The 25,634-nt window shown below is 36.2% G+C and carries 18 protein-coding genes and 2 pseudogenes; 11 read left to right on the top strand and 9 right to left on the bottom strand.

All coding sequences use genetic code 11. The features are described 5' to 3' along the window. Window positions 1–11: 11 nt before the first annotated feature. The 4 genes from polA to dnaG form a co-directional block, all read right to left on the bottom strand. A complete protein-coding gene (gene polA, locus A8143_RS04095) occupies window positions 12–2,813 on the bottom strand; it encodes a DNA polymerase I (RefSeq protein WP_066756675.1) in 2,802 nt (933 codons plus the stop codon). A gap of 17 nt (window positions 2,814–2,830) precedes the next feature. Further along, a complete protein-coding gene (locus A8143_RS04090; protein ID WP_066756672.1) occupies window positions 2,831–4,384 on the bottom strand; it encodes an FMN-binding glutamate synthase family protein in 1,554 nt (517 codons plus the stop codon). A gap of 103 nt (window positions 4,385–4,487) precedes the next feature. Next, window positions 4,488–5,672 (bottom strand): mechanosensitive ion channel family protein, encoded by a 1,185-nt coding sequence (locus A8143_RS04085; protein WP_066756669.1) that lies wholly within the window; start codon window positions 5,670–5,672, stop codon window positions 4,488–4,490. A 3-nt stretch (window positions 5,673–5,675) separates the two neighbouring features. Further along, window positions 5,676–7,754: a DNA primase gene (gene dnaG, locus A8143_RS04080; protein ID WP_066756666.1), complete on the bottom strand. Its 2,079-nt coding sequence runs from the start codon at window positions 7,752–7,754 to the stop codon at window positions 5,676–5,678. A 126-nt stretch (window positions 7,755–7,880) separates the two neighbouring features. Between dnaG and A8143_RS04075 the strand changes: the two genes are divergently transcribed. Further along, window positions 7,881–8,504, top strand: a complete 624-nt coding sequence (locus A8143_RS04075) for a SprT-like domain-containing protein (RefSeq protein WP_175437478.1) — start codon at window positions 7,881–7,883, stop codon at window positions 8,502–8,504. Between the two features lie 4 nt (window positions 8,505–8,508). Further along, window positions 8,509–9,597: a mannose-1-phosphate guanylyltransferase gene (locus tag A8143_RS04070; protein WP_066756664.1), complete on the top strand. Its 1,089-nt coding sequence runs from the start codon at window positions 8,509–8,511 to the stop codon at window positions 9,595–9,597. A gap of 31 nt (window positions 9,598–9,628) precedes the next feature. Here the strand turns inward: A8143_RS04070 and sppA are convergent, their stop codons facing one another. After that, entirely contained in the window at window positions 9,629–11,425 is a 1,797-nt protein-coding gene (gene sppA / locus A8143_RS04065; RefSeq protein ID WP_083261206.1) for a signal peptide peptidase SppA, read from the bottom strand. A gap of 160 nt (window positions 11,426–11,585) precedes the next feature. On the opposite strand from sppA, the gene A8143_RS04060 reads away from it, so the two are divergent. Together A8143_RS04060 and A8143_RS04055 are read left to right on the top strand one after the other, a co-directional pair. Beyond that, on the top strand, window positions 11,586–12,701 hold the full coding sequence (locus A8143_RS04060) for a glycosyltransferase (RefSeq protein WP_066756661.1): 1,116 nt from the start codon (window positions 11,586–11,588) through the stop codon (window positions 12,699–12,701). Further along, window positions 12,662–13,837, top strand: a complete 1,176-nt coding sequence (locus tag A8143_RS04055; RefSeq protein ID WP_066756658.1) for a glycosyltransferase — start codon at window positions 12,662–12,664, stop codon at window positions 13,835–13,837. The genes A8143_RS04060 and A8143_RS04055 overlap by 40 nt, the downstream gene beginning before the upstream one ends. A gap of 49 nt (window positions 13,838–13,886) precedes the next feature. Here A8143_RS04055 and A8143_RS04050 read toward each other — a convergent pair whose 3' ends face one another. After that, the gene (locus tag A8143_RS04050) at window positions 13,887–15,329 is read right to left on the bottom strand and encodes an aldehyde dehydrogenase (protein WP_066756655.1); all 1,443 of its coding nucleotides are present in this window, start codon (window positions 15,327–15,329) and stop codon (window positions 13,887–13,889) included. 209 nt (window positions 15,330–15,538) lie between these two features. Here A8143_RS04050 and A8143_RS04045 point away from each other — a divergent pair, with 209 nt between their 5' ends. From A8143_RS04045 to A8143_RS04020, 6 genes are read left to right on the top strand one after another with little or no spacing between them, the layout of a single operon-like run. Next, a complete protein-coding gene (locus A8143_RS04045) occupies window positions 15,539–15,727 on the top strand; it encodes a Sec-independent protein translocase subunit TatA/TatB (protein ID WP_066756652.1) in 189 nt (62 codons plus the stop codon). 8 nt (window positions 15,728–15,735) lie between these two features. Continuing rightward, complete coding sequence (gatA, locus tag A8143_RS04040) at window positions 15,736–17,154, top strand: Asp-tRNA(Asn)/Glu-tRNA(Gln) amidotransferase subunit GatA (protein ID WP_066756649.1); 1,419 nt, start codon at window positions 15,736–15,738, stop codon at window positions 17,152–17,154. 13 nt (window positions 17,155–17,167) lie between these two features. Beyond that, window positions 17,168–18,679 carry a lytic transglycosylase domain-containing protein gene (locus tag A8143_RS04035; RefSeq protein ID WP_066756646.1) on the top strand — a complete coding sequence of 504 codons (1,512 nt, stop codon included), beginning with the start codon at window positions 17,168–17,170 and terminating at the stop codon, window positions 18,677–18,679. A gap of 12 nt (window positions 18,680–18,691) precedes the next feature. Further along, window positions 18,692–19,753 (top strand): DUF4837 family protein, encoded by a 1,062-nt coding sequence (locus A8143_RS04030; protein WP_066756643.1) that lies wholly within the window; start codon window positions 18,692–18,694, stop codon window positions 19,751–19,753. Between the two features lies 1 nt (window position 19,754). Further along, a complete protein-coding gene (locus tag A8143_RS04025) occupies window positions 19,755–20,114 on the top strand; it encodes a hypothetical protein (RefSeq protein WP_066756640.1) in 360 nt (119 codons plus the stop codon). Window positions 20,115–20,149: 35 nt separating this feature from the next. Further along, entirely contained in the window at window positions 20,150–20,533 is a 384-nt protein-coding gene (locus tag A8143_RS04020; protein WP_066756631.1) for a hypothetical protein, read from the top strand. Here A8143_RS04020 and A8143_RS17410 read toward each other — a convergent pair. Both A8143_RS17410 and A8143_RS04015 read right to left on the bottom strand, forming a co-directional pair. Continuing rightward, window positions 20,530–20,856, bottom strand: a pseudogene (locus A8143_RS17410) (hypothetical protein); the annotation flags it as partial. The gene A8143_RS04020 and the pseudogene A8143_RS17410 sit on opposite strands and share 4 nt — an antisense overlap. Before the next feature lie 114 nt (window positions 20,857–20,970). Beyond that, window positions 20,971–22,053, bottom strand: a pseudogene (locus A8143_RS04015) (GH3 auxin-responsive promoter family protein); the annotation flags it as partial. A gap of 366 nt (window positions 22,054–22,419) precedes the next feature. Between A8143_RS04015 and A8143_RS04010 the strand changes: the two are divergent. Beyond that, window positions 22,420–24,756, top strand: a complete 2,337-nt coding sequence (locus tag A8143_RS04010) for a M14 family zinc carboxypeptidase (RefSeq protein WP_066756625.1) — start codon at window positions 22,420–22,422, stop codon at window positions 24,754–24,756. Window positions 24,757–24,758: 2 nt separating this feature from the next. Here the strand turns inward: A8143_RS04010 and A8143_RS04005 are convergent, their stop codons facing one another. Next, on the bottom strand, window positions 24,759–25,421 hold the full coding sequence (locus A8143_RS04005; protein ID WP_066756622.1) for a response regulator transcription factor: 663 nt from the start codon (window positions 25,419–25,421) through the stop codon (window positions 24,759–24,761). Window positions 25,422–25,634 lie beyond the last annotated feature (213 nt).

The raw sequence follows: 25,634 nt of genomic DNA, 5'->3' as shown, positions 1-25,634 counted from the left end.
TTAGCGCTAAGTTAATGCGCTAACAACCAATTTTCAGCAAATTTATAATCAACATCTAAAGGAACGGCAAGTGTAACAGCCTTTTCCATTTCGTCTTTTACAAGGTTTTCCATGACTTCTTTTTCGTCGTTCAACACGTCAAATACCAATTCATCATGAACTTGGAGTAGCATCTTTGATTTTAGATTCATTTCAGTCATTTTCTGATGAATATTAATCATCGCAATTTTAATAACATCGGCAGCAGAACCTTGAATTGGTGCATTCACCGCATTACGTTCTGCGAATCCTCGTACAATCGCATTGGCTGAAACAATGTCTTTTAAATATCGACGACGCTTCATAATCGTTTCGACATAGCCATGTTTACGAGCAAATTCAACTTGATCGCTCATAAAATCTTTCATCTTACTGTATTGCTCAAAATAATTATCAATCAATGCTTTCGCCTCTTTCCTGGTGATACCTAGGTTTTGTGCAAGTGTAAATGCCGATTGCCCGTAAATGATTCCAAAATTAACTGCCTTTGCTGCACTTCGCTGCTCACGCGTAACCTCCTCAATATGATCAACATGAAATACTTTCGCTGCTGTTGCGGCGTGAATGTCGAGGTTTGCCCTAAATGAATCAATCATTGCTTGGTCACCAGAAAGTGCCGCAATAATTCTTAATTCTATTTGCGAATAATCTGCGGCCAACAAGGTATACTCATGATTTCTTGCAATAAAAGCCTTTCGAATTTCCCTTCCCTTTTCTGTTCTAATGGGAATATTTTGAAGATTTGGGTTATTCGAGCTTAATCGTCCAGTAGCAGCAACGGTTTGCATATAACTTGTATGTATTCTCCCAGTTTGTTCGTTCACCAATTGCGGCAATGAATCTACATAAGTACTTTTTAGCTTCTTTAAAGAGCGATAATTAAGAATCAATGGGATAATTTCGTGTTTATGCTCCAGTTTGGACAAAACGCTCTCATCAGTTTTGTATTGACCTGTTTTCGTTTTTTTTGCTTTTGGATCTATTTGTAAAACATCGAATAATATTTCGCCTAATTGTTTTGGTGAGTCAAGGTTAAAATCGTGGACCCCTGCTAAATCTTTTATTTTAATTTCCAATTCACCTAAATCTTTACCAAGTTCATCAGAAAAGCGAGCCAATGCAGGAACATCTATATTAATTCCTTCCATTTCCATTTCTTTTAAGACCCTTGCCAGTGGCATTTCAATCTTGTAGAATAGATCTTTAAGGTGACCTTTTTCAATTTCAGGTTGAAAAATTTGCTTTAACTGCCATGTTACATCTGAATCTTCACAAGCATAATCTACTATACTTTCCGCAGGAATATCAGCCATGGTTTTTTGATTCTTTCCCTTTTTCCCAATTAAGGATTCGATGGAAATAGGTTGATAATTCAAATACAATTGAGCTAAATGATCCATTCCATGTTTAGATTCAGGCGTTATTAAATAATGCGCAATCATCGTATCGAATAAGGGACCTTTAATTTCAACCCCATATTTCTCAATTATTTTAAGGTCATATTTAATATTATGGGCAATTTTTTCTATTGCTTCATTCTCAAAAAACGGTTTAAATGCTTGAACTACCTCTACTCTATCCTCCGCCGTACAAGGAACATAAAAGCCCGTTCCAGTTTGGTAAGTAAAACTCATGCCAACAATTTCAGCATCAATAGGGTTGATTCCTGTAGTCTCAGTATCAAAGCAGACTGATTTTTGTTGTAATAGCAAATCCAGCAGTTCTGCTCTTTTTTCAGGTGAAACAACGATTTGATAATCAGGATTTGTATCTGCAATTGTTTTTGCCACTGCACCACTAGCCGCAACTTCTTCGGCTGCTGTTTCAATAGCTGGTCCGCCAAACAAATCCAATTGACCTTCGGCTTTTTGAGTATTTGGTAAAATTAGCTCTTCGCCCAAAACCCTTTTTGCTAAGGTTTTAAACTCCAATTCGGTAAAAATCGCTTTAATTTTTTCCGGATCAGGATCCTCCATAATCAATTTCTCCTCCTCAAATTCTACATCAACATCGAGAATGATTGTCGCTAGTTTTTTAGAATCCAACCCTTGTTGAGCATAAGTAATGACATTTTCTTTTTGTTTTCCTTTTAATTCATCAGCATGTGCAATAAGTTCTTCGACAGAACCGTATTGTTTGATTAGTTTTTTTGCTGTTTTCTCTCCAATGCCAGGTATACCTGGAATGTTATCGGCAGAATCTCCCCATAAACCTAAAATATCAATAACTTGCTCAGGATAGTCCACTTCAAATTTTTCTTTCACCTCATCAACACCCCAAATCTCTACAGGCTTTTTTCCTCGACTGGGTTTATACATGAAAATGTGCTCAGAAACGAGCTGCGCAAAATCCTTATCCGGCGTCATCATATACGTATAAAAACCTTCTTTTTCAGCTTTCTTAGCAATTGTTCCGATAATGTCATCAGCCTCATCACCGGGGCTAATTAAAATAGGAATGTTAAAAGCTTTAACAATCTCTTTAATCGGCTCTATCATCGCTGCAATATCTTCCGGCATTGCTTCACGATGGGCTTTATAATCCTCAAATTCTTCTGCTCGTTTTGTTAAACCTGGAGAATCGAATACAACTGCTAGATGCGTTGGATTTTCTTTATTTAAAACATCCAAAAGAGCATTTGTGAAACCAAATGCTGCGGAGGTATTTTGCCCTTTACTGTTTATTCTTGGATTTTTGATAAATGCGTAATAAGCTCTATAAATGAGTGCAAAGGCATCTAGAAGAAATAATTTTTTTTCGTGTACAGGTGTCATTAATACGTTGAATTTGATTAGTTTAAAATAGGCTTATGTTCGAGCGATTCTCCAATATACTTTTTATAATATCCCCAATTCTTAATAATGTCCGTCATGCATTCCGCATCACCATCTTCTGTCATTCTCATTAAGTTATCGGTTGACAACTCCGAAGGATGATGTGCCCCAGTTGCAGATAACAATTCTAAAAACGCATGAATGGTATTACGATGATAATTGGAGGCTCTTACACTTTTTAAGCCGGGGTCCAACCCTTTCATTAATCGTTTATCTTGTGTAGCGATTCCTACAGGGCAGGTATTTGTATTACAAAGCTGGGCATGAATACAACCTATTGAAAGCATCATCGCCCGAGCTGATTGTGTCAAATCAGCCCCCATGGCAATACTTTTTAAAATACCAAAACCATTGAAGACTTTACCGGAAGCAATTATTTTTAGTTTTTGACGGATACCATGCTTAATTAGTAATCGATCGGCAATCATTAACCCTAAATCTAATGGAGTTCCAACGTAATTCGCAAACTCAAGTGGCGCAGCACCAGTACCTCCTTCAGAACCATCAATTGAAATAAAATCCGGGTAGATATTAGCCTTGGCCATTGCCACACAAATCGCTTCGAACTCCTCTACTTTACCAATACAAAGTTTAAATCCTACCGGTTTTCCTTCGGACAATGTTCTTAATTCAGCGATAAAATGCACAAGTCCATCCGGCCCCTTAAAAGCACTATGACCCGGAGGTGAAAGCACGGTTTCACCAGCAACAACTCCTCTAATATGGGCAATTTCTTCTGTATTTTTTTTACCCGGCAACACCCCTCCATGACCAGGTTTTGCTCCTTGTGAAAGCTTCAATTCTATCATTTTAACTTCAGGACGCAACGCATTTTCTTTGAACTTATCTGCAGAAAAACTTCCGTCTTGATTACGACAACCAAAATAACCTGTCCCAATTTGCCAAACTAAATCTCCGCCATGCAAATGATAAGGAGAAATACCTCCTTCACCTGTATTGTGATAAAAACTTCCCAGTTTTGCACCTTTGTTTAGTGCTTCAACAGCATTTTTTGATAAAGATCCAAAACTCATGGCAGATATATTATACAACGAAGCCGAATAAGGTTGTTTACACTGATCTCCTCCAATTAAAACACGAGGTTCTTCATGCAATAATTCTCCCGGATAAAGCGAATGTGCGATAAACTCGTATCCTTCATCATAAATATTTTCCTCTGTTCCAAAAGGATGTGTTGAACCTAAGTTTTTTGATCGCTGATATATTACTGCTCTTTTATTCTTACTAATCGGCCTACCATCTGTTCTTCGCTCTACAAAATACTGCTGAATCTCAGGAGAAATTGATTCAAGCATATAGCGTAAATTTCCAATGAGTGGGAAGTTTTTACGAATAGCATGTTCTTTCTGAAGAGCATCACTCGTACCAATTAAAATTAACGGACCGAATAACAGGAACAAATAATAGTAATTTGGATTGAATTTAATTCCTAAAAACACTATTGCCGCAGTTATAACGAATGCCGAAATAAAAAATATCGTTCTAACCATAATACTTTACTTTGAATGTCTAAAAATAAAGAGATTTTTAATAAAACTTGAGGAAACTTGACGCTATTCACTATCGCGTCTACTTTAAATTGTTGTAATTAGACTAATCACCTTCAACATTCTTCATATATACTGTTCGTTGCGGATAAGGAATTTCAATTTTTTCTTCCCGCAATCTTCGATCTATTTCAAAGCGAATATCGCTTCTAATTAACTCAAAATAAAGCTCATGTTTTGCCCAAAAAACTAAATCCATTTCCAATCCATCACTACCAAAATTCAACAATCTAACGATTGGTTTTCTCACTTTACTCACTTTTGGATGAGTATTTGCTGAAGCAATGAGTATTTCTTTTACTTTTTCAGTATCAACACCATAATGAAAACAGATTGGAATTGTAAACCTTGTAAATTCCGTTCCAGAGTTCCAATCTACCACACTTTCCTGAGTTAACTTAGAATTTGGAATGACGAGAATTTTCTCATCTCTCGTGAGCACTTTAGAGGTTCGGAGGTTGATTTGAACAACTTTGGCAACAAAACTTTCTCGATTATTCAACTGTGCAATTTCTAGTATATCGCCTACTTTAATTGACCCTTCAATAAGCAACATAATTCCGGACAAATAATCTTGAAATATTTGTTGTAACCCCAGTCCTATTGCCACTACAAATAATGCACCCGCCGTCATAAACAGGTCCAAATTCATTCCCATGCTACGCATAAAGATGATAAATGAAATGGCATAGATTATATACTTCGCAAGCTGAACATAAATATATTCCGTCCCTGTATCAATATCTTTATTGTTTTTACGAACGGCTTTGAGTAAAAAAACTTTTAGAAAATTGACCGTTAAACGGGTAATGAATATAATCGCCGCAATCAGAAACAAATGGTAAACAGCAATATGAAAAGACTTTATCCGTACAAATTCATAAGCCAAAATATGTGATAAATCCAACTGAGGATTATTGAGTTTTAAGCTTAAAAAACAAATGTAGATTGCTAAAAGATAAATCAATTGTTTTGTCAAGCGCCAAATAGCGATTTCTTTTCCTTCTATTTTTAATTGTTTTTCTGTAAGATGTAGCGCCTTAAAATATCGCTTAATGTATTTTATAAAGATTTTTGCAGCGAGATAGATCGCGAAAAACATAATTATGTTTAAAGGCGATAAAGCAAAAACTAATTCTCCTGGAGTCACCTCTATTTCATTTTCAAAAATAGGATCATCGTACCATTCAATAATGGGATATAAAAGAAAGGATTTAATTAATTGCCACATGACTTATATAATTGTTCGACCAAGTTTATCTGATAAAACGAGTTTTACCTTATCCAACTTTCTTTGTTCCTTTAATAAGGAGATAATCTCTTCTACGGATGACTCCGCGTCTTGTTCGTTTAAAGCATGAATTTTGGCTTGAATCTCGGCTATTTTTTGACGAACATAAGCACTTTTGTAAGAATAAATTGACTCCATTACAGCGCGGTCAAGCTTATCAACTTCAGTATTTATTCTTACTTTTTGCGTTTGCCAATTCCCACTTAATTCGTACTTAACCGCTAATAAATTAGCTGCTGTTTTACTTACTTCAATATCTTGGTGATTAACAAAATGATCAGACTTATACATAACGTTTTCAGTAAGCCCTTCTCGGTACTCCGATAAAATTTGATTAAATATTTTGTCCTGCATTTCAATTTGATCCTTTTCAAGTTCATGCACAACGAGTTCAAGAACACTTACCTCAACATCTTCCACTGATTCATTTCCTTCTTCATCATATTCAACGTTCGTTGCCCCTATACTGTATAAACCATAATTAAGGATGATGCGAATTAGATCGAGTTCAAAAAAATACAAGTCACTTTGAAGTGTTGGTGCAACGGCCTTTTCAATCTCCTCCAACATTTCAGGCGGCATCATCGCCTCGATTGGTATTTCGTAGTCTAAGTCTGGCGGAGCTGAAGTATTTTTAGGCTGCTGTTTGAGTGGGGTCTGAACATTTCTCGATTCTGTTCTAACCTTACGCTCTGCTAACTTCTTTTTTTCAGCAAGTTTCTTTGTTCGCGCCTTATTTACTTCTTGAATTATTGTTTGCTCCTCAATACTAAATATTGTCGCACATTCTCTACTATAAACTTGTCTTTTAATCGCATCGTCTATCACTGCAATTGAGCCAACAATATCGTTAATAAGTTGCGCTTTTTTTATAGGATCATTACCGGCATCTTTTAAGAGAATATCCGATTTGAAAACGATAAAATCTTTCGAATTTTCATCGATATACCCCTTTAACTCTTCAGTCGTTGATTTTTTAGCAAAAGAGTCAGGGTCTTCACCATCTGGAAAAAGTACAACTTTCACATTCAAGCCTTCGGAAAGAATCATATCAATTCCTCTGAACGAAGCCTTTATTCCTGCCGCATCGCCATCATATAGAATGGTAACATTTTCAGAATATCGCTTTATAAGCTTAATTTGATCCGTTGTTAACGAAGTTCCAGAGGAAGAAACCACATTTTCTACCCCTGATTGATACAAAGAAATTACATCCGTGTACCCTTCAACCAAAAAGCAATTATCATATTTAATGATGGCACTTTTAGCAAAGTACAGACCGTAGAGAATTTTACTCTTATTGTACAATTCACTTTCTGGTGAATTGAAGTATTTTGCAATTTTTTTGTCTGACTTTAACGTTCTGCCCCCAAACCCAAGAACTTTTCCAGCAATACTATGGATTGGAAACATGACGCGACCTCGATAAAAATCAAATGCCCTACCATCTTTTACCTTCGTTAAACCGGCTTTCTCGAGATATTCCAGTTTATAATTCTTGTCTAAAGCAACTTGCGTAAATCCTTTTGACTCGTCTAAGCAATAACCCAACTGGAATTTTTCAATGATATCTTCTCGAAACCCACGTTCTATAAAATAGGACAACCCTATTGACTTTCCTTCAGGATGTTTATGTAAGTTATCGCTAAAAGTATCCCGAGCAAATTCATTGATTATACTAATATTTTCTCGGATGGAGGTTTGCGCAATTTCTTCAGGCGTTTTTTGCCTGTCCTCCTTAATTTCAATATTGTATTTGTTGGCCAGCCATTTAAGTGCTTCAACATAATTGAAGTGCTCAGCCTCCATTAAAAAAGAAACGACATTCCCTCCTTTAGACGTACTGAAACATTTCCAAATTTGCTTAGCTGGCGAAACCATAAAAGATGGCGTTCTTTCATCTACAAAAGGACTTTTTCCTTTGTAGTTAGATCCGGCTTTTTTTAGTTGCACAAATTCGCCAATCACCTCCTCAACTCGGGCAGTTTGAAATATTTCATCGATGGTTTCCTTTGGTATCATTCTATCAGCTGTCTCCTAAATATACAAAGTTAAATAAAAGTCGCTGTGAACTTATTTTTAGTGGCACCAAAATTATTGGTTAGCGAAAACAGTTGAAATACTTTATTTTTGCAAAAAAGAAACAATTTGGATAAATCTGCACGAATAGAGGCTTTTGCTCAAGAATTAGAACGATTTTTACCGACCGGCTCCAGTCGATACATTGCCTCGTTCATCATTGAACATGTTGTTCATTTCACCGTAAGTAAAAAACGTAAAACTAAACTTGGGGATTATCGTCATCCATTCAGAGGGCAACCCCATCGCATCTCAGTGAATGGAGATTTAAATCAATACGCTTTTTTAATTACCACACTCCATGAGATGGCGCATCTAACTACCTACAATAAATATAAAAATCGAGTAAAACCACATGGTTTAGAGTGGAAAAAGGAGTTTCAAAATATTGCAGCACCGATTTTAAGTGAAATTGAGTTGCCCGATGACATTAGACAAGCTTTAACTAATTATTTAAAAAATGCGAAAGCATCATCTTGCACAGACGATAGACTATATCGTGTTTTAAAGCGTTATGATAAATCCACATTACCTACACTTGAAACACTAAAATTTGGCGCTCATTTTAAACTTAACGGTAAAATTTACGTTAAAGGTAAGAAGCTGCGAACGAGATTTGAATGCCAAGATGTATCTTCGCAAAAATTTTATCGTGTTTTGGGATTGGCGGAGGTTGAACATATAGAAAATTAAATAAATGAATAATAATTTTGCCATCATAATGGCGGGGGGAATTGGAAGTCGATTCTGGCCAATGAGCCAAGAAACTCACCCCAAACAGTTTTTAGATGTATTAGGTATTGGTAAAACGCTCATACAAATGACACATGAGCGTCTTCAAAAATTAGTGCCAGACAGTCAAATATATGTCGTTACAAATGCAAAGTATGCGGATTTAGTTAAAGCGCAAATTGGCCTACCTGATGGTCAAATTTTAACCGAACCCATGCGAAAAAATACAGCTGCCTGTATTGCCTATGCTTCTCATAAAATTTATAATTTAAACCCCAATGCAAACCTAATCGTTGCTCCCTCTGACCACCTTATTATGAAGGAGGATCGATTTGTTGATATTGTAAATGTAGCATTAAAAAAAGCCGCTGACGGAGAGCATTTAGTAACCCTCGGTATAAAACCATCTCGCCCAGATACTGGTTATGGTTATATACAATTTGAAGATGGTCGGGACATCCTAATGGGTGAAGTTAGAAAAGTAAGGCAGTTTACCGAAAAACCGAACCGTGAATTAGCAGAAATCTTTTTGAAAAGTGGAGACTATTATTGGAATTCAGGCATTTTTATTTGGAAAGCAGCAACAATTATTGAATCCTTACAGAAGTTTAAACCAAAACTGAACGAGTTATTCACTACAAAAGGTAATGACTACAATACATCGGCGGAACAAGACTTTATTGACGATGCTTTTTATAAATGCGAAGACATTTCAATTGATTTTGCAGTACTTGAAAATGCTAAAAATGTTTTTGTAGTATTAGCCAATTTTGGTTGGTCTGATTTAGGTACATGGGGCAGTTTATATACCCATTTAGAAACTGATGTTGAAGGCAATGCAGTGATCGGCAATAAAGTTCATTTATTTGAAAGCGAAAACTGTATTGTGAATATACCAAACGGTAAAATGGCTGTGTTACAAGGCTTGAATGACTATATCGTTGTAGAAGCTCACGACATTCTTATGGTGGTAAAGAAAGACCATGAGCAACGAATTAAAGGATACCTCAACGAAGTCAAGAAAAAAGACCCTGATTATTTCAAGTTAAAATAAATGAAGAGACTGCTTTGTTAAGCGGTCTTTTTTATTCTACCCATAACATATAAGGCATTCTCGCTTGATAGGTTGATGCTTTACTCAAACCTCTAATGGCTTGATACACCCCTTTTAACTGACTTTCAAGTGGGGTCACTTCACGCGCCTGCATTCCTTGTCCTTCTTCTAAATTTTCTAAAAACTGAAAGAATTGATTTTCTTCACCAAGCGGTATGTATTTTATAGCCACCTTATCTTCAGTGATTCCCGCTTCATCAGCTGCATAAGCAATTGCATCATGTAGACCTCCAAATTCATCCACTAAACCTAATTCAATCGCATCTTTTCCGGCCCAAACTCTACCTTGACCAATACTGTCAACAGCCGCCTTAGTCATATTTCTTCCTGCAGCAACCTTGGAAATAAAATCATCATAAATATCATCAACCCCTTCTTGAATGATTGCTAACTCATCTTCTTCCAATCGTTTATTTAGAGAAATCACACTGTGCGCATTCGTTTGAACACGATCAAACGTTATCCCCATCTTATTTTTAAATAAGTCGCCTGTATAAGGAATCATGCCAAAAACACCTATCGAACCAGTAATTGTAGTTGGCTGCGCAAAAATTCGATTAGCTTCGCATGCAATATAATAACCACCTGACGCAGCTAAATCCCCCATCGAAACAATAACTGGTTTAAGTTTTTTCGTTTCTTTAACCTCTCGCCAAATAATATCACTAGCTAGCGCTGACCCTCCTGGTGAATTCACTCTTAAGACCACTGCTTTTATTTTGTCATCAATACGTGCTTCTCTAATTTGCTCAGACAATCTCGTTCCTCCTATTTGATTTTTATCTCCTCTTCCATCTACGATTTCTCCTTCAGCAAAAATCACGGCGATATTCTTATCGTCAAGTTTGGTTAATGTATGTGCTTCTTTTGTCTTTTTAAGGGCATATTTTTGAAACGATAACAATTGAAGTGAATCTTCATTAACCTTTACCTTTTCTGCTAGATTTTGTAATACTTCATCATAATATTTTACAGCGTCTGCCATTTTATAAGTTACGGCATCTGATGATTTACGAATTAAAACACTGTCCGCCACTTTATTTAAATAACCTTCCTTTAAATTTCTTGACGCCCCAACAGCTTTTGTCATTTCTCCCCAAAGTGCATCTAAGTATTTTTGAACCTGTTCACGATTTGCATCACTCATTTTCTCATTAATAAATGGTTCAACAGCACTTTTAAATTTATTGTTCGATCCACGAATAATCTGTACATCTACTTCCAATTTGTCTAATGCTCCTTTAAAAAACATCAATTCAGCGCCTAATCCTAAAAAATCAATCATACCGCTTGGAAAAACATACAACTCTTCAGCGACACTACTTAAATAATAAGCTTTACTACTGTAGTTTTCGTGATAAGCAACAATGAATTTACCACTCTCTTGAAAATCTTCTAAAGCAGCACGAATTTCTTGGACAGTTGCAAGTCCTGCGCTCACATTATCACAGTTTAAAAAAATCCCCTTTATATTCTCATCCGCTTTTGCAATCTCAATGCCACTTAAAACTTCCTTTAAACCGAATTGCTTTTCCAATTGAAAACTTGTTGGACTAAAGTCTGCGTACGTGTAATCCCCAATCGTTCCATTGAGCTCCATATGCAATACTGTATTTTCTTTTACCGTTAACTTACTCGCACTGAACATCGATTCTGCACTTGATATCATTGCACTAACAATGAGAAAAAATATAATCAACAATAAAATTCCCGCAGATACTGTTGCGATTAAACTGGCCCAAAAAGTTTTCCAAAAAGTCATATTCATAAAGTGGTAAATGAAGTTTATATCTCGTTATCAAATTTAAACAAGTTTCATGGATAATTCGCGTTAATTTATTTCAACGGTAAATTTCTAACGGATAAAAGGTTCAATTGCCCGATGAAATACTATTTTGGGATATTGTTCGTTTTCTTACTTTTGTCAAATGGCCAAAAAAAAACAAATTATTGTTTCTGTAACAAACGATTTATTCACTGATCAACGGGTGCGGAAAGTTTGTGAATTCTTGGTCGAACAAAATTACGAGGTTACGCTAGTAGGAAGAAAGTTAAAACAAAGTAAACCCTTGTTGAAAACACCCTATAAAACAAAACGATTTCCGCTTTGGTTTACGAAAGGCGCCCTATTCTATGCAAATTATAATCTTCGCCTATTTTTTTATTTGCTGTTTCACCGGGCAGATGTATTACTTTCGAATGATCTTGATACATTGCTAGCGAACTATTGCGCAAAAAAATTGAAACGCAAGTGTAAATTAGTCTATGATTCGCATGAGTATTTTACCCAAGTTCCCGAATTAGTAACACGACCTAAAATACAAAAAATTTGGACCAAAATAGAGCGTTTTACCGTGCCAAAAGTGGATGAAATGTATACGGTAAATGAATCCATCGCGAAAGCCTACCGAGCTGCTTATAACCGGAAAGTAAAAGTCGTTAGAAATATAAGTGATTTTAAAGGCTTGAAAGAAATTAAGACAAGGAAGGAGCTCAACCTACCAGAAGATAAATTTATTATTATTTTACAAGGAGCTGGCATCAATATTGATCGTGGAGGCGAGGAGATGATTGAAGCAATGAAACACCTAACAGGAGTGATGCTAATCTTTGTGGGTGATGGAGATGTAATTCCAACCTTGAAAAATCAAGTTAAAAAAAATCAGTTATCTGAAACCGTTCGTTTTTATGGCAAACGTCCATATGCTGAACTCATGAACTTTACAATGGTTTCAGACCTAGGATTATCCTTGGATAAAGACACAAATGTAAATTATCGTTTTTCCTTACCCAATAAAATATTTGATTATATCCATGCGGGCATTCCTTTATTAGTATCAGATTTGGTTGAAGTTAAAAATATTGTAGAGACTTACGAGGTGGGCTATGTTCTAAAGTCTCACCAACCGGAAGAAATTGCTCATAAAATTGAAGGAATTATGTCCGATAAAAAACGATTACAATCTTGTAAAGAGAATACCATCAAAGCCGCTAAACAACTTAATTGGCAACAAGAAAAACAAGTTTTAAAAACCATATTTTGACAGATCAAAAATTCCATATTATTGCATTTGACGTTCCCTACCCTCCTAACTATGGAGGGATTGTTGATGTTTATTACAAGCTAAAGACCTTGCATCAAGTTGGGGGAAAAATCATATACCATTGTTTTTATTACGATGGTCATAATCCGCCTCATGAAGAACTGAAAAAATACTGTGAAGAAATTCATTACTACCCCCGAAAAAAGAGAATTTGGAAACTTCTTTTTTCACGCCTTCCATACGTTATTGCAAGCAGAGATAATAAAGCCATTTTAAAAAGGTTGCTCAAAGATGACTACCCTATACTTTTTGACGGAATACAGACGTGTTATTGGATGAATAACAGAAGATTAAAGAATAGAAAAAAGATCTTTAGGGCGAATAATATCGAGCATGCTTACTATGCTGGGCTGGCATTGTGGGAGCAATCCAAAATAAAAAAAATATACTTTAAGTTAGAAGCAAAAAAGTTAGCTCGTTTTGAATCTAATTTAAAAGATGTAAACGGGATACTCTGTGTTGCAAAAATGGATATCCCGCACTTTGAAACTTACGCAAAAACCCATCATATACCTCCCTTTTTTCATAGTATTGGGAAGATTGAGCACCTACAGGAGCATACCATTAAACAAGTCCTTTTTCAAGGCAACCTATCCGTAAAAGAAAATGAACATGCTGCACTCTTTATTTTAAAAGAGGTGGCCCCACTTACAGAAATTCCCATTGTCATCGCAGGCAAAAACCCTTCATCGATATTAAGTGAAGCAATAGAAAAAGCGAATCTACCCCATGTAAAGTTAATTGACACGCCATCATTGGAAGAAATGGATGATCTCATTAAAAATTCGCGGATAAATTTATTAATGACCTTCCAACAAACGGGTATCAAACTTAAATTATTACATGCTTTAGAATCTGGTAGGCATATCATCATCAACGATAAAATGGATGATTCAGGAATTTTTACCGCAATGTGTCACACTGAAAACACTCCGCATGACATTGCAAGTCGGATTAATCAACTCATTAACATACCGTTTACATCCGAGTTAAAACACGAAAGAGACCTTAAATTTGCTGAGTATTATAACAATGAGCAAAACGCAAAAAACATCTTGTCCATAATTCATGATTAATTTTTAGTTTGATGCTCCACAAATGGAACTCATCAAATAATCACTTCCCTTAGTGTTGAATATAAACGTTCTTCGGTTCGGTAAAAAAATGTAACGCTTCAAATCCACCTTCACGTCCTACACCTGAATTTTTAACACCGCCGAACGGAGTTCTCAAATCTCTAACGAGCCATGAATTTATCCAAACAATACCAGCCTCAATTTCTTCCGCCATTCGGTGAGCGCGTCTCAAATTTTCTGTCCAAATAGTCGATGATAATCCATATTGAGTAGAATTGGCCATCATCAACACTTCTTCTTCACTGTCGAAAGGAGTTAATGTAACAACTGGTCCAAAAATTTCTTCTTGATTGGTTCGGCAATCATAGGCTAAGCCTTCAATTATAGTTGGGCGCATGTAATAACCTTTACTGTATTCACCTTCTAAAAAAACTTGTTCACCACCGGTTAAAACATCACCACCTTCTTCCTTAGCTAAATCAACATAAGACAATACTTTCTCTAAATGCGATTTTGAAACCAAAGCTCCCAATTTAGCCTCAGGATCGGACGGGTATGACACTTTTGACTTTGAGACTTTCTCTATAAAAGCTTTTTTGAACTTCTCATAAATAGGTCGTTCTATGAAGATCCTTGATCCGCACAAGCAAATTTGACCTTGATTGGCAAATGAAGATCGAATTGTTGTTGAAAGTGCTTTATCGAAATCACAATCAGCAAATATGATATTTGGATTTTTTCCACCTAATTCTAAAGACAGTTTTTTAAACATTGGAGCTGCAATTTTTGCAATAGTAGCCCCAGTTGCTGTTCCTCCCGTAAATGAAATGGCCTTTATTTTTGGATCTCTGGAGATGGCATCTCCAACCTTTTGTCCTAATCCATGAACAATATTAAATACCCCTTTTGGCAATCCGACTTCTGCACAAACTTCTGAGAGCATAAAAGCGGTCATCGGTGTGATTTCAGAAGGTTTAGCAACGACACAGTTTCCTGCTGCGAGAGCCGGTGCAATCTTCCATGTGAATAAGTAAAGGGGTAAATTCCATGGTGAAATACAACCAACGACACCAATTGGTTTTCGCAAGGTATAGTTGACACCCATCCCTTCCATAGCATGTGACTCGGAGGCATAATGTAAAATAGCTGTAGCAAAAAATTTAAGATTGCTCACTGCTCGTGGTATATCAACATGACTAGCAAGGGAAACCGGCTTTCCATTGTCTAGCGATTCAGCCGCTGCAAATTCGGCTAATCTATCCTGAATTCTATTGGCAATTTTTATCATAAAATCTGACCGCTCCTGTTTCGGCATTTTAGACCAAATTGGAAAAGCAGCCTCAGCACCAGCAACCGCCGCGTCGATATCAGATTTGTCAGAGTCGGGTATTTGGGCATATACTTTTCCTCGAGAAGGATCATAATTATCCAAATACTTACCGGATTTTGGCGCAATCATTTCGCCATTTATATAGTTTTTTATAGTTATCATTTGCGTCAACTTATCATCTTAAAGTTCCCAAAAATAAGGATTATTATTCGATTATTTCTACCACTAAATGACCGGTCATGATTGAGTAAGCTACCTGCTGTTGTTGAAGTATTAAGGCGATTTGTTGATATCGGAAAAAACTCCTTTTACAATCTTTAAATTTATAGCTTATATTTCGTACCTTTGCATTTGTTCTAAACAAACGAAAAATGGAAAATGTAGTATACGCAGGTTGGGTTGGACCTTGGCAAATTGCTTTAATTGTTCTTGCTATTTTACTTCTTTTTGGAGGAAAAAAACTTCCAGAATTGATGAAAGGAATGGGTAAAGGAATTAAAGGATTTAAAGATGAAATGAACGGAGCTGGGGATGAATCTAAAGATAAAATTGAAGAATAAAATTCGCTATGTACAATTCATTTGCGGAAATTAAATCTGCTTTGAGTCAAGGCGATTCGGTTGAAAATATTACAACTTATTATTTAGATCGAATCAAAAGCCATGAACACCTTAATATTTTTTTAGAAGTTTTTTCGGAGGAAGCGCTTAGCCAGGCTAGAGTCATTGACGAAAAAATTAATGCTGGAACGGCGGGGAAGCTTGCCGGTATGGTGATTGGTTTAAAAGACAATCTCGCTTTTAAAGGCCATCGAGTATCCGCTGCCTCCAAAATATTAGACGGTTTTGAATCATTATATACCGCTACTGCGGTTGAGCGATTAATTGCTGAGGACGCTATCATAATAGGACGATTGAATTGTGATGAATTCGCGATGGGCAGTTCTAATGAAAACTCAGCTTTTGGCCCAGTTAAAAACCCGCATAATGAAAAAATGGTACCTGGTGGTTCATCAGGCGGTTCATCGGCAGCAATTGCTGCAAATCTATGTACAGTTAGTTTAGGTTCTGATACTGGTGGTTCGATACGCCAACCGGCCTCTTTTTCTGGTGTTATTGGGTTTAAACCGACCTACGGCCGTATTTCACGCTATGGATTATTAGCTTACGCTTCTTCTTTTGATCAAATTGGTCCGTTCTCAACCACAGTAGAAGACACGGCAATTGTAAGTGCTATAATGAGCGGTAAAGATGATTATGATAGTACTTTACATCAATCAGATGTTTCCGCTTATAATCTCGAATTTGATTCGAACAAAAAATTAAAAATTGCCTATATTCAAGATTGTCTCGAACGCGACGGAATAGACCCTGAGATTAAATCGCGAACACTTGAAGTTATTGAAGACCTTCGATCTAAAGGACACCAAGTTGAACCTGTGAGTTTCCCATACTTAGACCAAATGGTACCTACTTATTATGTTTTAACTACGGCCGAAGCTTCTTCAAACTATTCACGCTATGATGGTGTTCATTTTGGATATCAAGCGGATGATGTAGCGGGAGTTGAAAACACATACAAAAAATCACGTTCTGAAGGTTTTGGTGAGGAAGTTAAAAGAAGGATTATGACGGGAACTTTTGTTCTATCGCACGGCTATTATGACGCCTATTACACAAAAGGACAAAAAGTAAGAAGAGTAATACAGAATAAGACAAAAGAAATCTTTAACGACTATGATTTTGTAATTCTACCCACAACACCATCCACAGCCTTTGAAATTGGTAAAAATGCGGATGATCCTATCACTATGTATCTACAAGATATTTTTACTGTTCAAGCAAACCTCGCTGGAAATCCGGCTATTTCTCTACCTCTGGGTAAGCATTCAAATGGACTACCTTTTGGTATTCAAGTAATGGCAGACCATCTGGATGAGGAAAATTTATTAGCTTTTGCTAATTTTATGATGACTGAATGTCATTAATTGACCACCCTTTATGAGATTATTGACCCTATTATTATCTTTTCTATCCATTCAAATTTTCGCTCAAGACAGTACAACTGTTGTTCCAGATTCAATACATATTGAGCTCACCGAGGAAGAAGAAGAACTTACATATCAACGATTTTTAAATGTTGTAGAACATTCATTGTTTGAATATTACAAAGAAACCTGGGGACAAGAGCGTGCTTACGCAGTAATTGATTCTTTGGGTTATGAAGAAAATGATCGACCAGAATTTTCGGATAGTATATTTTATGCGCGGTTAAATGCCTTAAATGAAAACACCATCATTGAAATTGAAGCGAATGAAGATGTATTAAAAACCGTTAAATATTTTGCTAAAAATAGACGCCGTTTTACGGCAGTTTGTATTGGTCGATCGAAGTTGTATTTCCCAATGTATGAAGAGTACTTAGATAAGCATCAAATCCCCTTAGAGTTAAAATACCTTTCCGTAATTGAGAGTGGGTTAAGACCACAAGTGAAGTCTCGTGTTGGTGCAACTGGTTTATGGCAATTCATGTATCGCACAGGCAGAATGTATGGATTAGATAATGACTCTTATGTTGATGAAAGGATGGATCCTGAGAAAGCCACTGAAGCAGCATGCGCCTATCTGAAATACTTGAACGGTTTATATGGAGATTGGAGTATTGCACTTGCAGCTTATAATGCAGGACCAGGAAATGTCAATAAGGCGATTAGACGGTCTGGTGGCCAAATGAATTATTGGAAGCTGAGACCTTACCTTCCTAAGGAAACGCAAATGTATGTGCCCAATTTTATTGCCATGTTGTACATGATGACCCATTATGCCGATCATAATATTATACCAAAAGAAGCTCAAGTATATTTGCATGAGGTAGATACAGTTTGTTTATCATCAAGTATAAGAATAAATCATCTCGATTCTCTCATTGGTTTTTCGTCCGATGATTTTCAGTACCTGAACCCTGTTTATAAGACAGAAGTTGTTCCAAAAACTAATCCTAAACAGTGTATTAATTTACCGGTTGAAAAAATCGACACATTTTTATTAGTAGAACAGCAACTATATGATTATGACTTATATTTAGATTCGATTGGACAAAATTTTGTCACGCTTGAAAAAAAGAAAACTCATTACGTTAAAACAGACGAAACACTCGTTCAAATTGCCGCCAAATACAATGTAGATACCAGAGATATTAGAAACTGGAATGGACTGCGTTCTAATAAAATTTACCCTGGTCAAAAATTGACATTAAAATTAATAGAGTATAAATTCATTGAGGACGCTGAAGAAATTGAAAAAGTAAACCCTTCCAAAACTACAAAATCCTCTAGTCCTCCAAAAACGAGTGACGACGGGAAGTATCAATACTATACCTTACGTTCGGGTGAAAGCCTATGGACAGTAAGTCAAAAATTTGGCATACCTTTTGACCAAATTCAAGCGTTAAACCGGAATATCGATCCGAAAAGAATGCAACCAGGTGACTTAATTCGAATTAAACGCCTATAAACCTAAAAAATCATGAAGAACGTCCTTTTTATTATCGTTTCATTATTTGCTCTTATTGCCTGTGATGATTCGAATACTCCAAAAGACCAATATTTACCGGAAGCGAATGGTAAACATGGGGAGATTTTAATTTTAATGGAAGATCATTTGTGGGAAGGACAGATTGGTGAAAAAGTAATTGAAGAACTATCCGTTCGGGCACCTGGCCCCTACTTAAGGCCAGAACCTTCATTTTCATATTTTAGAAAAAGACCAGAAGATCTCAATCACCTGAATCAACTCAATAGAAATATTTTGAAATTCATGATTGACACAGACTCAATATATTCGGAAACGGCAGTTATTGAAAAAAGAAATTATTTCGCGAAAAACCAATTATTCATCATCATCAAAGATTCAGACATTAATCGATTATACGAATATGCCACGAATCATATGTATGAAATTCGTGATAAGTTTAACGCTTTTGAAGTAGCCCAACTTAAACGCATGTACAAAGCAGAACCTCATAAACTAGCAAACGAGATTGCTGAGGAAAAATTTGGGTTATCTATCGCAATTCCTAAAAAATGTAAATTAAAAAAAGAGCAATCAAATTTTGTTTTTTTCAAACGAGATCGCTCAAAAAACTTAATTGGAAACGAAGCTACTCGAGCCGAAGGTGGTACATTTTGGGTTCAGCAAGGATTTTTAATTTGGAAAACTCCAATTATCCCGGATTCCAACCAGATGACCACACAGGCTATGCTTATGCATCGTGATACTGTTTTAAAATACAATTTACCTGGAGAACGAAAAGACACCTATATGGGAACGGAATACTCACAATATTACGAACCTGTTGGGCGTGAGTTTACGTATGACGGTCATCCAGCAGTTGAAATAAGAGGCTTGTGGATTTATGAAGGAAAAGTATTTGTGGGCGGTGGAGGCCCTTTTGTACAATATTCAATTTTGAATGAAAAAAGGGGGGAAATCGTTACTATTTGCGGTTATGTTTATGGACCAAAGTTCGAAAAGCGTGAATACATACGTGAAATAGACGCTGTATTGAATACAGTTAAAATCCTATAGTATGAAACCTAAAGAAGCCGTAGAACACTATCTTGCAGAAAAACTAAGCGGTCGTTTAACAACAGAGGAAATTAAACAAGTTCTGAATGCAGAATTTGGTGCAGAAGAAGCAACTAAAATTTTCAAAGCAATACGAGAGCAAGAGTTATACGCAATTCAAAATCAACAGCCAGTTTGGGTTAAATTCTTAGCGAGCAAGGGAGTTTCTTACTTTTTCATATTATTCGGAATAATTGTTGTAGCTACATCGATTTATATTACAACACTTGAAGGCAAAGAAACCAATCCATACTTACCTTATTTAATGATTATTGGAGCACTTTTTATCATTTTCAAACACATCCGAAATATTCTAAAATAATTCATATATTCGACCATAACTCAAAATAGAAAATTATGGAAGAAGCGCTTGATACAAATTTTAAATCCATCAAAACACCGCATGAAGCAGGTGATTATTATCTGCCATTATTAGTAAAAAAGAAAATGGATTTAATGGAGATAAAAAATGAATTACGCGAAAAGCATTATTTCACTGAGGAAGATGTTCGCATAACCGCTCGTTGGCTTTCAAATAAACAAATGTCCGCACATGCGTTAAAAGGTGATAAAAATAACGCAATAGTTGGTCTGATTATAGGTCTGGTATTTATGATTGGAGGATTAGCGTTATATTTTTACTTGTTGCGATTAGGCTTTATCGCTGTTATTTCCTTCCTCCTAACTGGGATTGGTCTACTTCGTTTTATAAGTGCGCTTAAAACATTAATGTCCGATTAACTCACGATTGGGGGTGAAAGGGCATTTATTTCATCTACTATACCTCGATCATTAGCTAATCGCGGCACTTTATGTTGTCCACCTAACTTTCCTTTCGATTTTAGCCAGTTGGAAAAGGTGTCTTTTTCTACCATTCGAACTAATGGCATTGTCAAAGAAAGGTCTCCTGTACGTTTCGCTTCGTAATCTGAATTTAAAGATTTAAGTGCTTCATCTAATTTACGGGTAAATAATCTTAGATCGTCAGGTGTTTTACTGAATTCTACCAACCATTCATGCCCACCTTTATGTTGCCCTTCCATGTAAATTGGCGCAGCGGTGTACTCTAAAATCTCAGCACCTGTACCTTCGCAAGCCATTTGCATTGCCCGTTCTGCATTTTCAACGACTAATTCCTCCCCAAAAGCATTCATAAAACTCTTGGTACGACCTGTAATTACAAATCTAAACGGCGATTTGTTCGTGAATCGGATGGTATCACCGATAATATAGCGCCAAAGCCCAGCATTGGTTGAAATTACAAGGGCATAATTAACTCCCAATTCAATTTCTTCTAAAGGAAGAATGGTTTTAGAATCTGTACCTTGATAGGTGTGCATGGGAATAAATTCGAAAAAAACGCCATAATCTAGCATTAACAATAATTCGTTAACAGAAAAATCATCTTGAATACCAAAGAATCCCTCAGAGGCATTATATGTTTCCACATAATTCATATCATCAAAAGGAATAAGTCTCTTGAACTGTGCGCGATAAGGCTCAAAATTCACCCCACCGTGCATAAACAATTCTAAATTAGGCCATACTTCTCTAAGGTGTGATTTGCCAGTTATTTCCAAAATTCGATTACATAAAACCAAGGTCCAACTGGGAACACCTGCTAAAATATAAATATCTTGATCTATCGTCGTTTCAGCAAGTTTCTCTATCTTTTCCTCCCATTCGCTCATCAGAGCAATTTCTTTTGCAGGAGTTCTTCTCAATTCTGCCCACCACGGCATATTCTTCAAAATAATTGCCGATAAATCACCAAAATAAGAATCCGCATTCAGGTAGTTAATCTCTGCACTTCCACCAAGAATGAGGTGTTTACCCTTATATAATTTTCGATCTGGGATTTGATTATAATACAGACTTAATAAATCTTTCCCCCCTTTATAATGACACTCTTCTAAAGAGGCCTTTGACACAGGAATGAATTTACTTTTTGCACGCATTGTCCCTGAAGACTTTGCAAACCATTTGATTTCATCATCCCATAAAAGACCCTGTTCATTTTTTAATAAACGAGAAACATAAGGAGAAAGTACTTCATAATTTGTGAGCGGAACCGCTTTTTGAAAATCAGCATATGATTTAATCTCGTCATAATTATGCTGCCTTCCCCATTCTGTATCCTTTCCATGAAAAACTAACTGCATTAACACCTCGTTTTGAACTTCAAACGGATATTTTTTAAATAAATCTATTTGATGAATTCGCTTCTTAATGAACCAAGAAAACAAGGAATTAAAAGGCATACGGTTCTTTTTAAATCAAAAAAGACCCATTAGCATTGGCGAATGAGTCTCTGTAAATATCTTTTGCGATGAGTCTAACCGAACAATACCGTTCCAAAAATAATAATCAAACAAATTGTTACGTAAATCGGAACTAGAATTGAAGTTGATTCATCAAAATATGGGCGATCTGATTTTTCTGTTGACATGATGCTAATTTTTTGGGTAAATATAATGAAGAATACCGAAACAACCTCATTTAATCAGATTTTATCAAAGAAGATCTTCATTTGCCCCGCTGTGAAATCAAGTGGTTTTTAATATCAAGAAGAAATATCTCAAATTAATTCCCTAAATTTAAAGCACATAGCATTAAGACACAACTCCATGAAAAACCTTTTATTTTTTGTCCTCACCTTACTAGTTGGACTTTATTCTTATGGTCAAACACAATACGTTAAAGTTAAGATATATGCTGACGATTTAACCTTGAATCATCTTGTCGAATCGGGGGTATCTTTAGATCATGGCAAACATAAATCAAATCATTTTTTTATAGCGGATTTACCTCGTTTTGAACTTTCTATTTTAGAAGACAACAACGTTAGTTATGAAGTTTTGATTGAAGATGTAACGGCTCATTATTTAGCACATAAAAATGATCAGTATCGAAGCCATGAACGGGAAGTCTGTTCAGGTGCTACTGAAGAGGAATTTAATCCTGTAACTCCTGTTAATTTTGACCTTGGAAGCATGGGAGGATATTTTACCTATGAAGAATTTTTAGCGGAGCTAGATGAAATGTTTGAATTATATCCCGATTTAATTACAGAAAAAGCGGGAATTTTAGGGTTTGAAACATGGGAAGGTCGACCGATTCATTGGGTTAAAATATCAGACAATCCAATGGTTGATGAGGACGAGCACGAAGTACTTTACACCGCTATCCATCACGCCCGCGAGCCAATGAGTTTATCTCAAACCATCTATTATATGTGGTATCTTTTAGAAAATTATGAGACAAATGAAGAGGTACGTTATTTAGTTGATGAAACCGAGCTCTACTTTGTTCCAATGATAAATCCTGATGGATACCGATACAATCAGGTAACAAATCCTGAAGGTGGTGGCATGCATAGAAAAAACAGAAACCCAGAAATTGGTACAGGAAATAAAGGGGTTGATTTGAACAGAAATTATGGTTTACATTGGAACGAATCTGGTACATCTCCTTATGAGAACGGTGATACATTTGCGGGCGAAGGTCCGTTTTCCGAACCAGAAACACAAGCAATTAAAGCCTTTTGCGAAGCCAGGTCATTTAAATACGCGTTTAATGCTCATGCCCACGGAGATTTACTCTTATTTCCTCTAGGTTGGGCGCATGAAGCGTTTGCTGAAGATCATGATTACTTTCAGTCATACGGAAATCACATGAGTCTTTATAATCAATACAGCGCTATAAAAAGTTCTGATTTATATCCTGCTTCTGGAGATTCTGACGATTGGATGTATTTGGATGATTTAGATACTAAGCCTGAAATTTTTGCCTTTACGCCAGAAATTGGAGATGCATTTTGGCCGCCAGTAGACGCTATTCTTCCTACTTGTAAGGAAATGGTATGGACAAATTTAATTTTAGCGCATATGCCGCATATCTATGCTGCATCAACAGACTTGGAAGCCGATGTTATTGAAGAAACCAGCGGCTATTTTAATTTTCAGACTCACCGCTATGGGCTAGAGGATGGTACTATAACTGTTAAAATTACCCCGCTGGAAGGTATTGCAAGTATCGGTGAAGAAAAAGCATATACCCTCGAACTGGATGAAAATAAATTGGATTCCATTCAATACACATTGACTCCTGAAATAAACTTTGGAGATGACATTGTTTACATTTTACAAACTGGACATGACCTTTGGATGCGCCAAGACACGATTCGAAAAATCTACCTAGAAACTATACCAATTTTTGAAGATGAAGCTTCAGATTTATCCAATTGGACTGGTGATTGGGGATATACAGATGAAACATACGTATCACCGGATTACTGCATTACAGACAGCCCTTATGACCCCACTTACGCCAATAACCTCAATAAGGTTTTAACCCTAAATGAAGTGTTTGACTTTAGCACAATCGATGGAGCAATCGTTCAGTTTAATGCGCGTTGGGAAATAGAAAATGATTATGATTATGTTCAGTTTATGATTTCAGTGGATGGAGGAAGTAGTTGGCAACCATTATGCGGTAAATACACAAATCTCGGTGTTTCACCTCAAGATGTAGATCAACCGCTGTATGATGGCACTCAAAATGATTGGATTTTGGAAGAGATTAATTTAGAGGATTTTATTGGCCATGAAGATGTACGTTTTCAATTCCGACTAGTAACTGACGGAGGCCTACAAATGGATGGATTCTATTTCGATGATTTTGGTGTTTACACAGGAGCAGACAATATTTTAAGTGTACATGAAGTTCTTAAAACTGAGTTTAGTTTATATCCTAATCCAGCTCAGCAATACTTACACCTAAAAAACCTTCAATACAAGGGAATTATAACTTATGTCATTCACAACGATGTCGGTCAAATAGTTGAAGAAGGGATTTTAAAAGAATCAAAACTAGATATCAATCACCTAAGTAATGGGATGTATTTTTTAACACTTCTCTCTGATGAGAAAATGAAAACAGAAAGATTTACAGTGCTAAAATAGTCTTACCCCATGTAGCGATAACCAACCCCTTTGACAGTGCGAATTATTCCCATACCAAATTTCTCACGCAGTTTACGTACATGAACGTCAATCGTACGATCGCTAATTCTTGGATCACCCCAAACATTGGTTAAAATTTCTTCTCTACGAAAAACCTTGTCAGGCGCACTCATAAGGTAAGATAGCAGTTCAAATTCCTTTTTAGGAATAATAGATTCTTTTCCATCTTTCACAATCGAATAGCGCTCCATATCCAAAAGAACGGAATCGCGAACATTACTCTCCATGGACTCAAAGTTACGTTCAAGTAATGCTTTAGTTTTATGCAGTAATACTCGCATACGAACAGGCTTTACAATATAATCATCCCCGCCAGCACGATATCCTGCTACTTGAGAATAATCCTCTCCTCTCGCTGAGAGGAACAAAACATAACTATTATTCAATGCAGGTTGTTTCCTTAACTTTTCACAGACTTCAATTCCATCAATATCTGGCAACATCACATCCAAAAATATAATATCAGGAATAACATTAAGTGCAGTACTAATTGCTTCTTCCCCTGTTTGGGCAGTAAACACCTTATATCCCTCTTTTTCGAAGTTATAACTTAATAATTTAAGGATGTCTTCCTCGTCGTCTACAATTAATACTTTTCGATCCACTTAATACTTTTTCCACAAAAATATTGAAGGCTAACCCAAAAGGCATTACGGAGCGGTTAACGATGTGTTAACCTAAGTTGAATTGTATATTAACTTAATGTTACGTGCTAGGAATTCAAGGTATTACTATTGGCTTCAATTTTAACGAATTTGAACGTTATCAATACGTTCTTTTAGCGAATATGATTGAAATATGAAAAACAAAAAACCCCT

Origin of the sequence: Crocinitomix algicola (genome assembly GCF_001661595.2) — a bacterium.
Lineage (GTDB): Bacteria > Bacteroidota > Bacteroidia > Flavobacteriales_D > Crocinitomicaceae > Crocinitomix > Crocinitomix algicola.
This window is presented reverse-complemented; position numbering and strand designations above follow the sequence as displayed.

What these genes read in the sequence shown, in the direction of transcription:
- A8143_RS04025 (WP_066756640.1), top strand. Translation starts at nt 19,755, where the DNA reads ATGAAACCTAAAGAAGCCGTAGAACACTATCTTGCAGAAAAACTAAGC.
- A8143_RS04030 (WP_066756643.1), top strand. Translation starts at nt 18,692, where the DNA reads ATGAAGAACGTCCTTTTTATTATCGTTTCATTATTTGCTCTTATTGCC.
- A8143_RS04010 (WP_066756625.1), top strand. Translation starts at nt 22,420, where the DNA reads ATGAAAAACCTTTTATTTTTTGTCCTCACCTTACTAGTTGGACTTTAT.
- A8143_RS04070 (WP_066756664.1), top strand. Translation starts at nt 8,509, where the DNA reads ATGAATAATAATTTTGCCATCATAATGGCGGGGGGAATTGGAAGTCGA.
- dnaG (WP_066756666.1), bottom strand. Translation starts at nt 7,754, where the DNA reads ATGATACCAAAGGAAACCATCGATGAAATATTTCAAACTGCCCGAGTT.
- A8143_RS04085 (WP_066756669.1), bottom strand. Translation starts at nt 5,672, where the DNA reads ATGTGGCAATTAATTAAATCCTTTCTTTTATATCCCATTATTGAATGG.
- A8143_RS04050 (WP_066756655.1), bottom strand. Translation starts at nt 15,329, where the DNA reads ATGATAACTATAAAAAACTATATAAATGGCGAAATGATTGCGCCAAAA.
- A8143_RS04045 (WP_066756652.1), top strand. Translation starts at nt 15,539, where the DNA reads ATGGAAAATGTAGTATACGCAGGTTGGGTTGGACCTTGGCAAATTGCT.
- polA (WP_066756675.1), bottom strand. Translation starts at nt 2,813, where the DNA reads ATGACACCTGTACACGAAAAAAAATTATTTCTTCTAGATGCCTTTGCA.
- A8143_RS04020 (WP_066756631.1), top strand. Translation starts at nt 20,150, where the DNA reads ATGGAAGAAGCGCTTGATACAAATTTTAAATCCATCAAAACACCGCAT.
- gatA (WP_066756649.1), top strand. Translation starts at nt 15,736, where the DNA reads ATGTACAATTCATTTGCGGAAATTAAATCTGCTTTGAGTCAAGGCGAT.
- A8143_RS04060 (WP_066756661.1), top strand. Translation starts at nt 11,586, where the DNA reads ATGGCCAAAAAAAAACAAATTATTGTTTCTGTAACAAACGATTTATTC.
- sppA (WP_083261206.1), bottom strand. Translation starts at nt 11,425, where the DNA reads ATGAATATGACTTTTTGGAAAACTTTTTGGGCCAGTTTAATCGCAACA.
- A8143_RS04035 (WP_066756646.1), top strand. Translation starts at nt 17,168, where the DNA reads ATGAGATTATTGACCCTATTATTATCTTTTCTATCCATTCAAATTTTC.
- A8143_RS04090 (WP_066756672.1), bottom strand. Translation starts at nt 4,384, where the DNA reads ATGGTTAGAACGATATTTTTTATTTCGGCATTCGTTATAACTGCGGCA.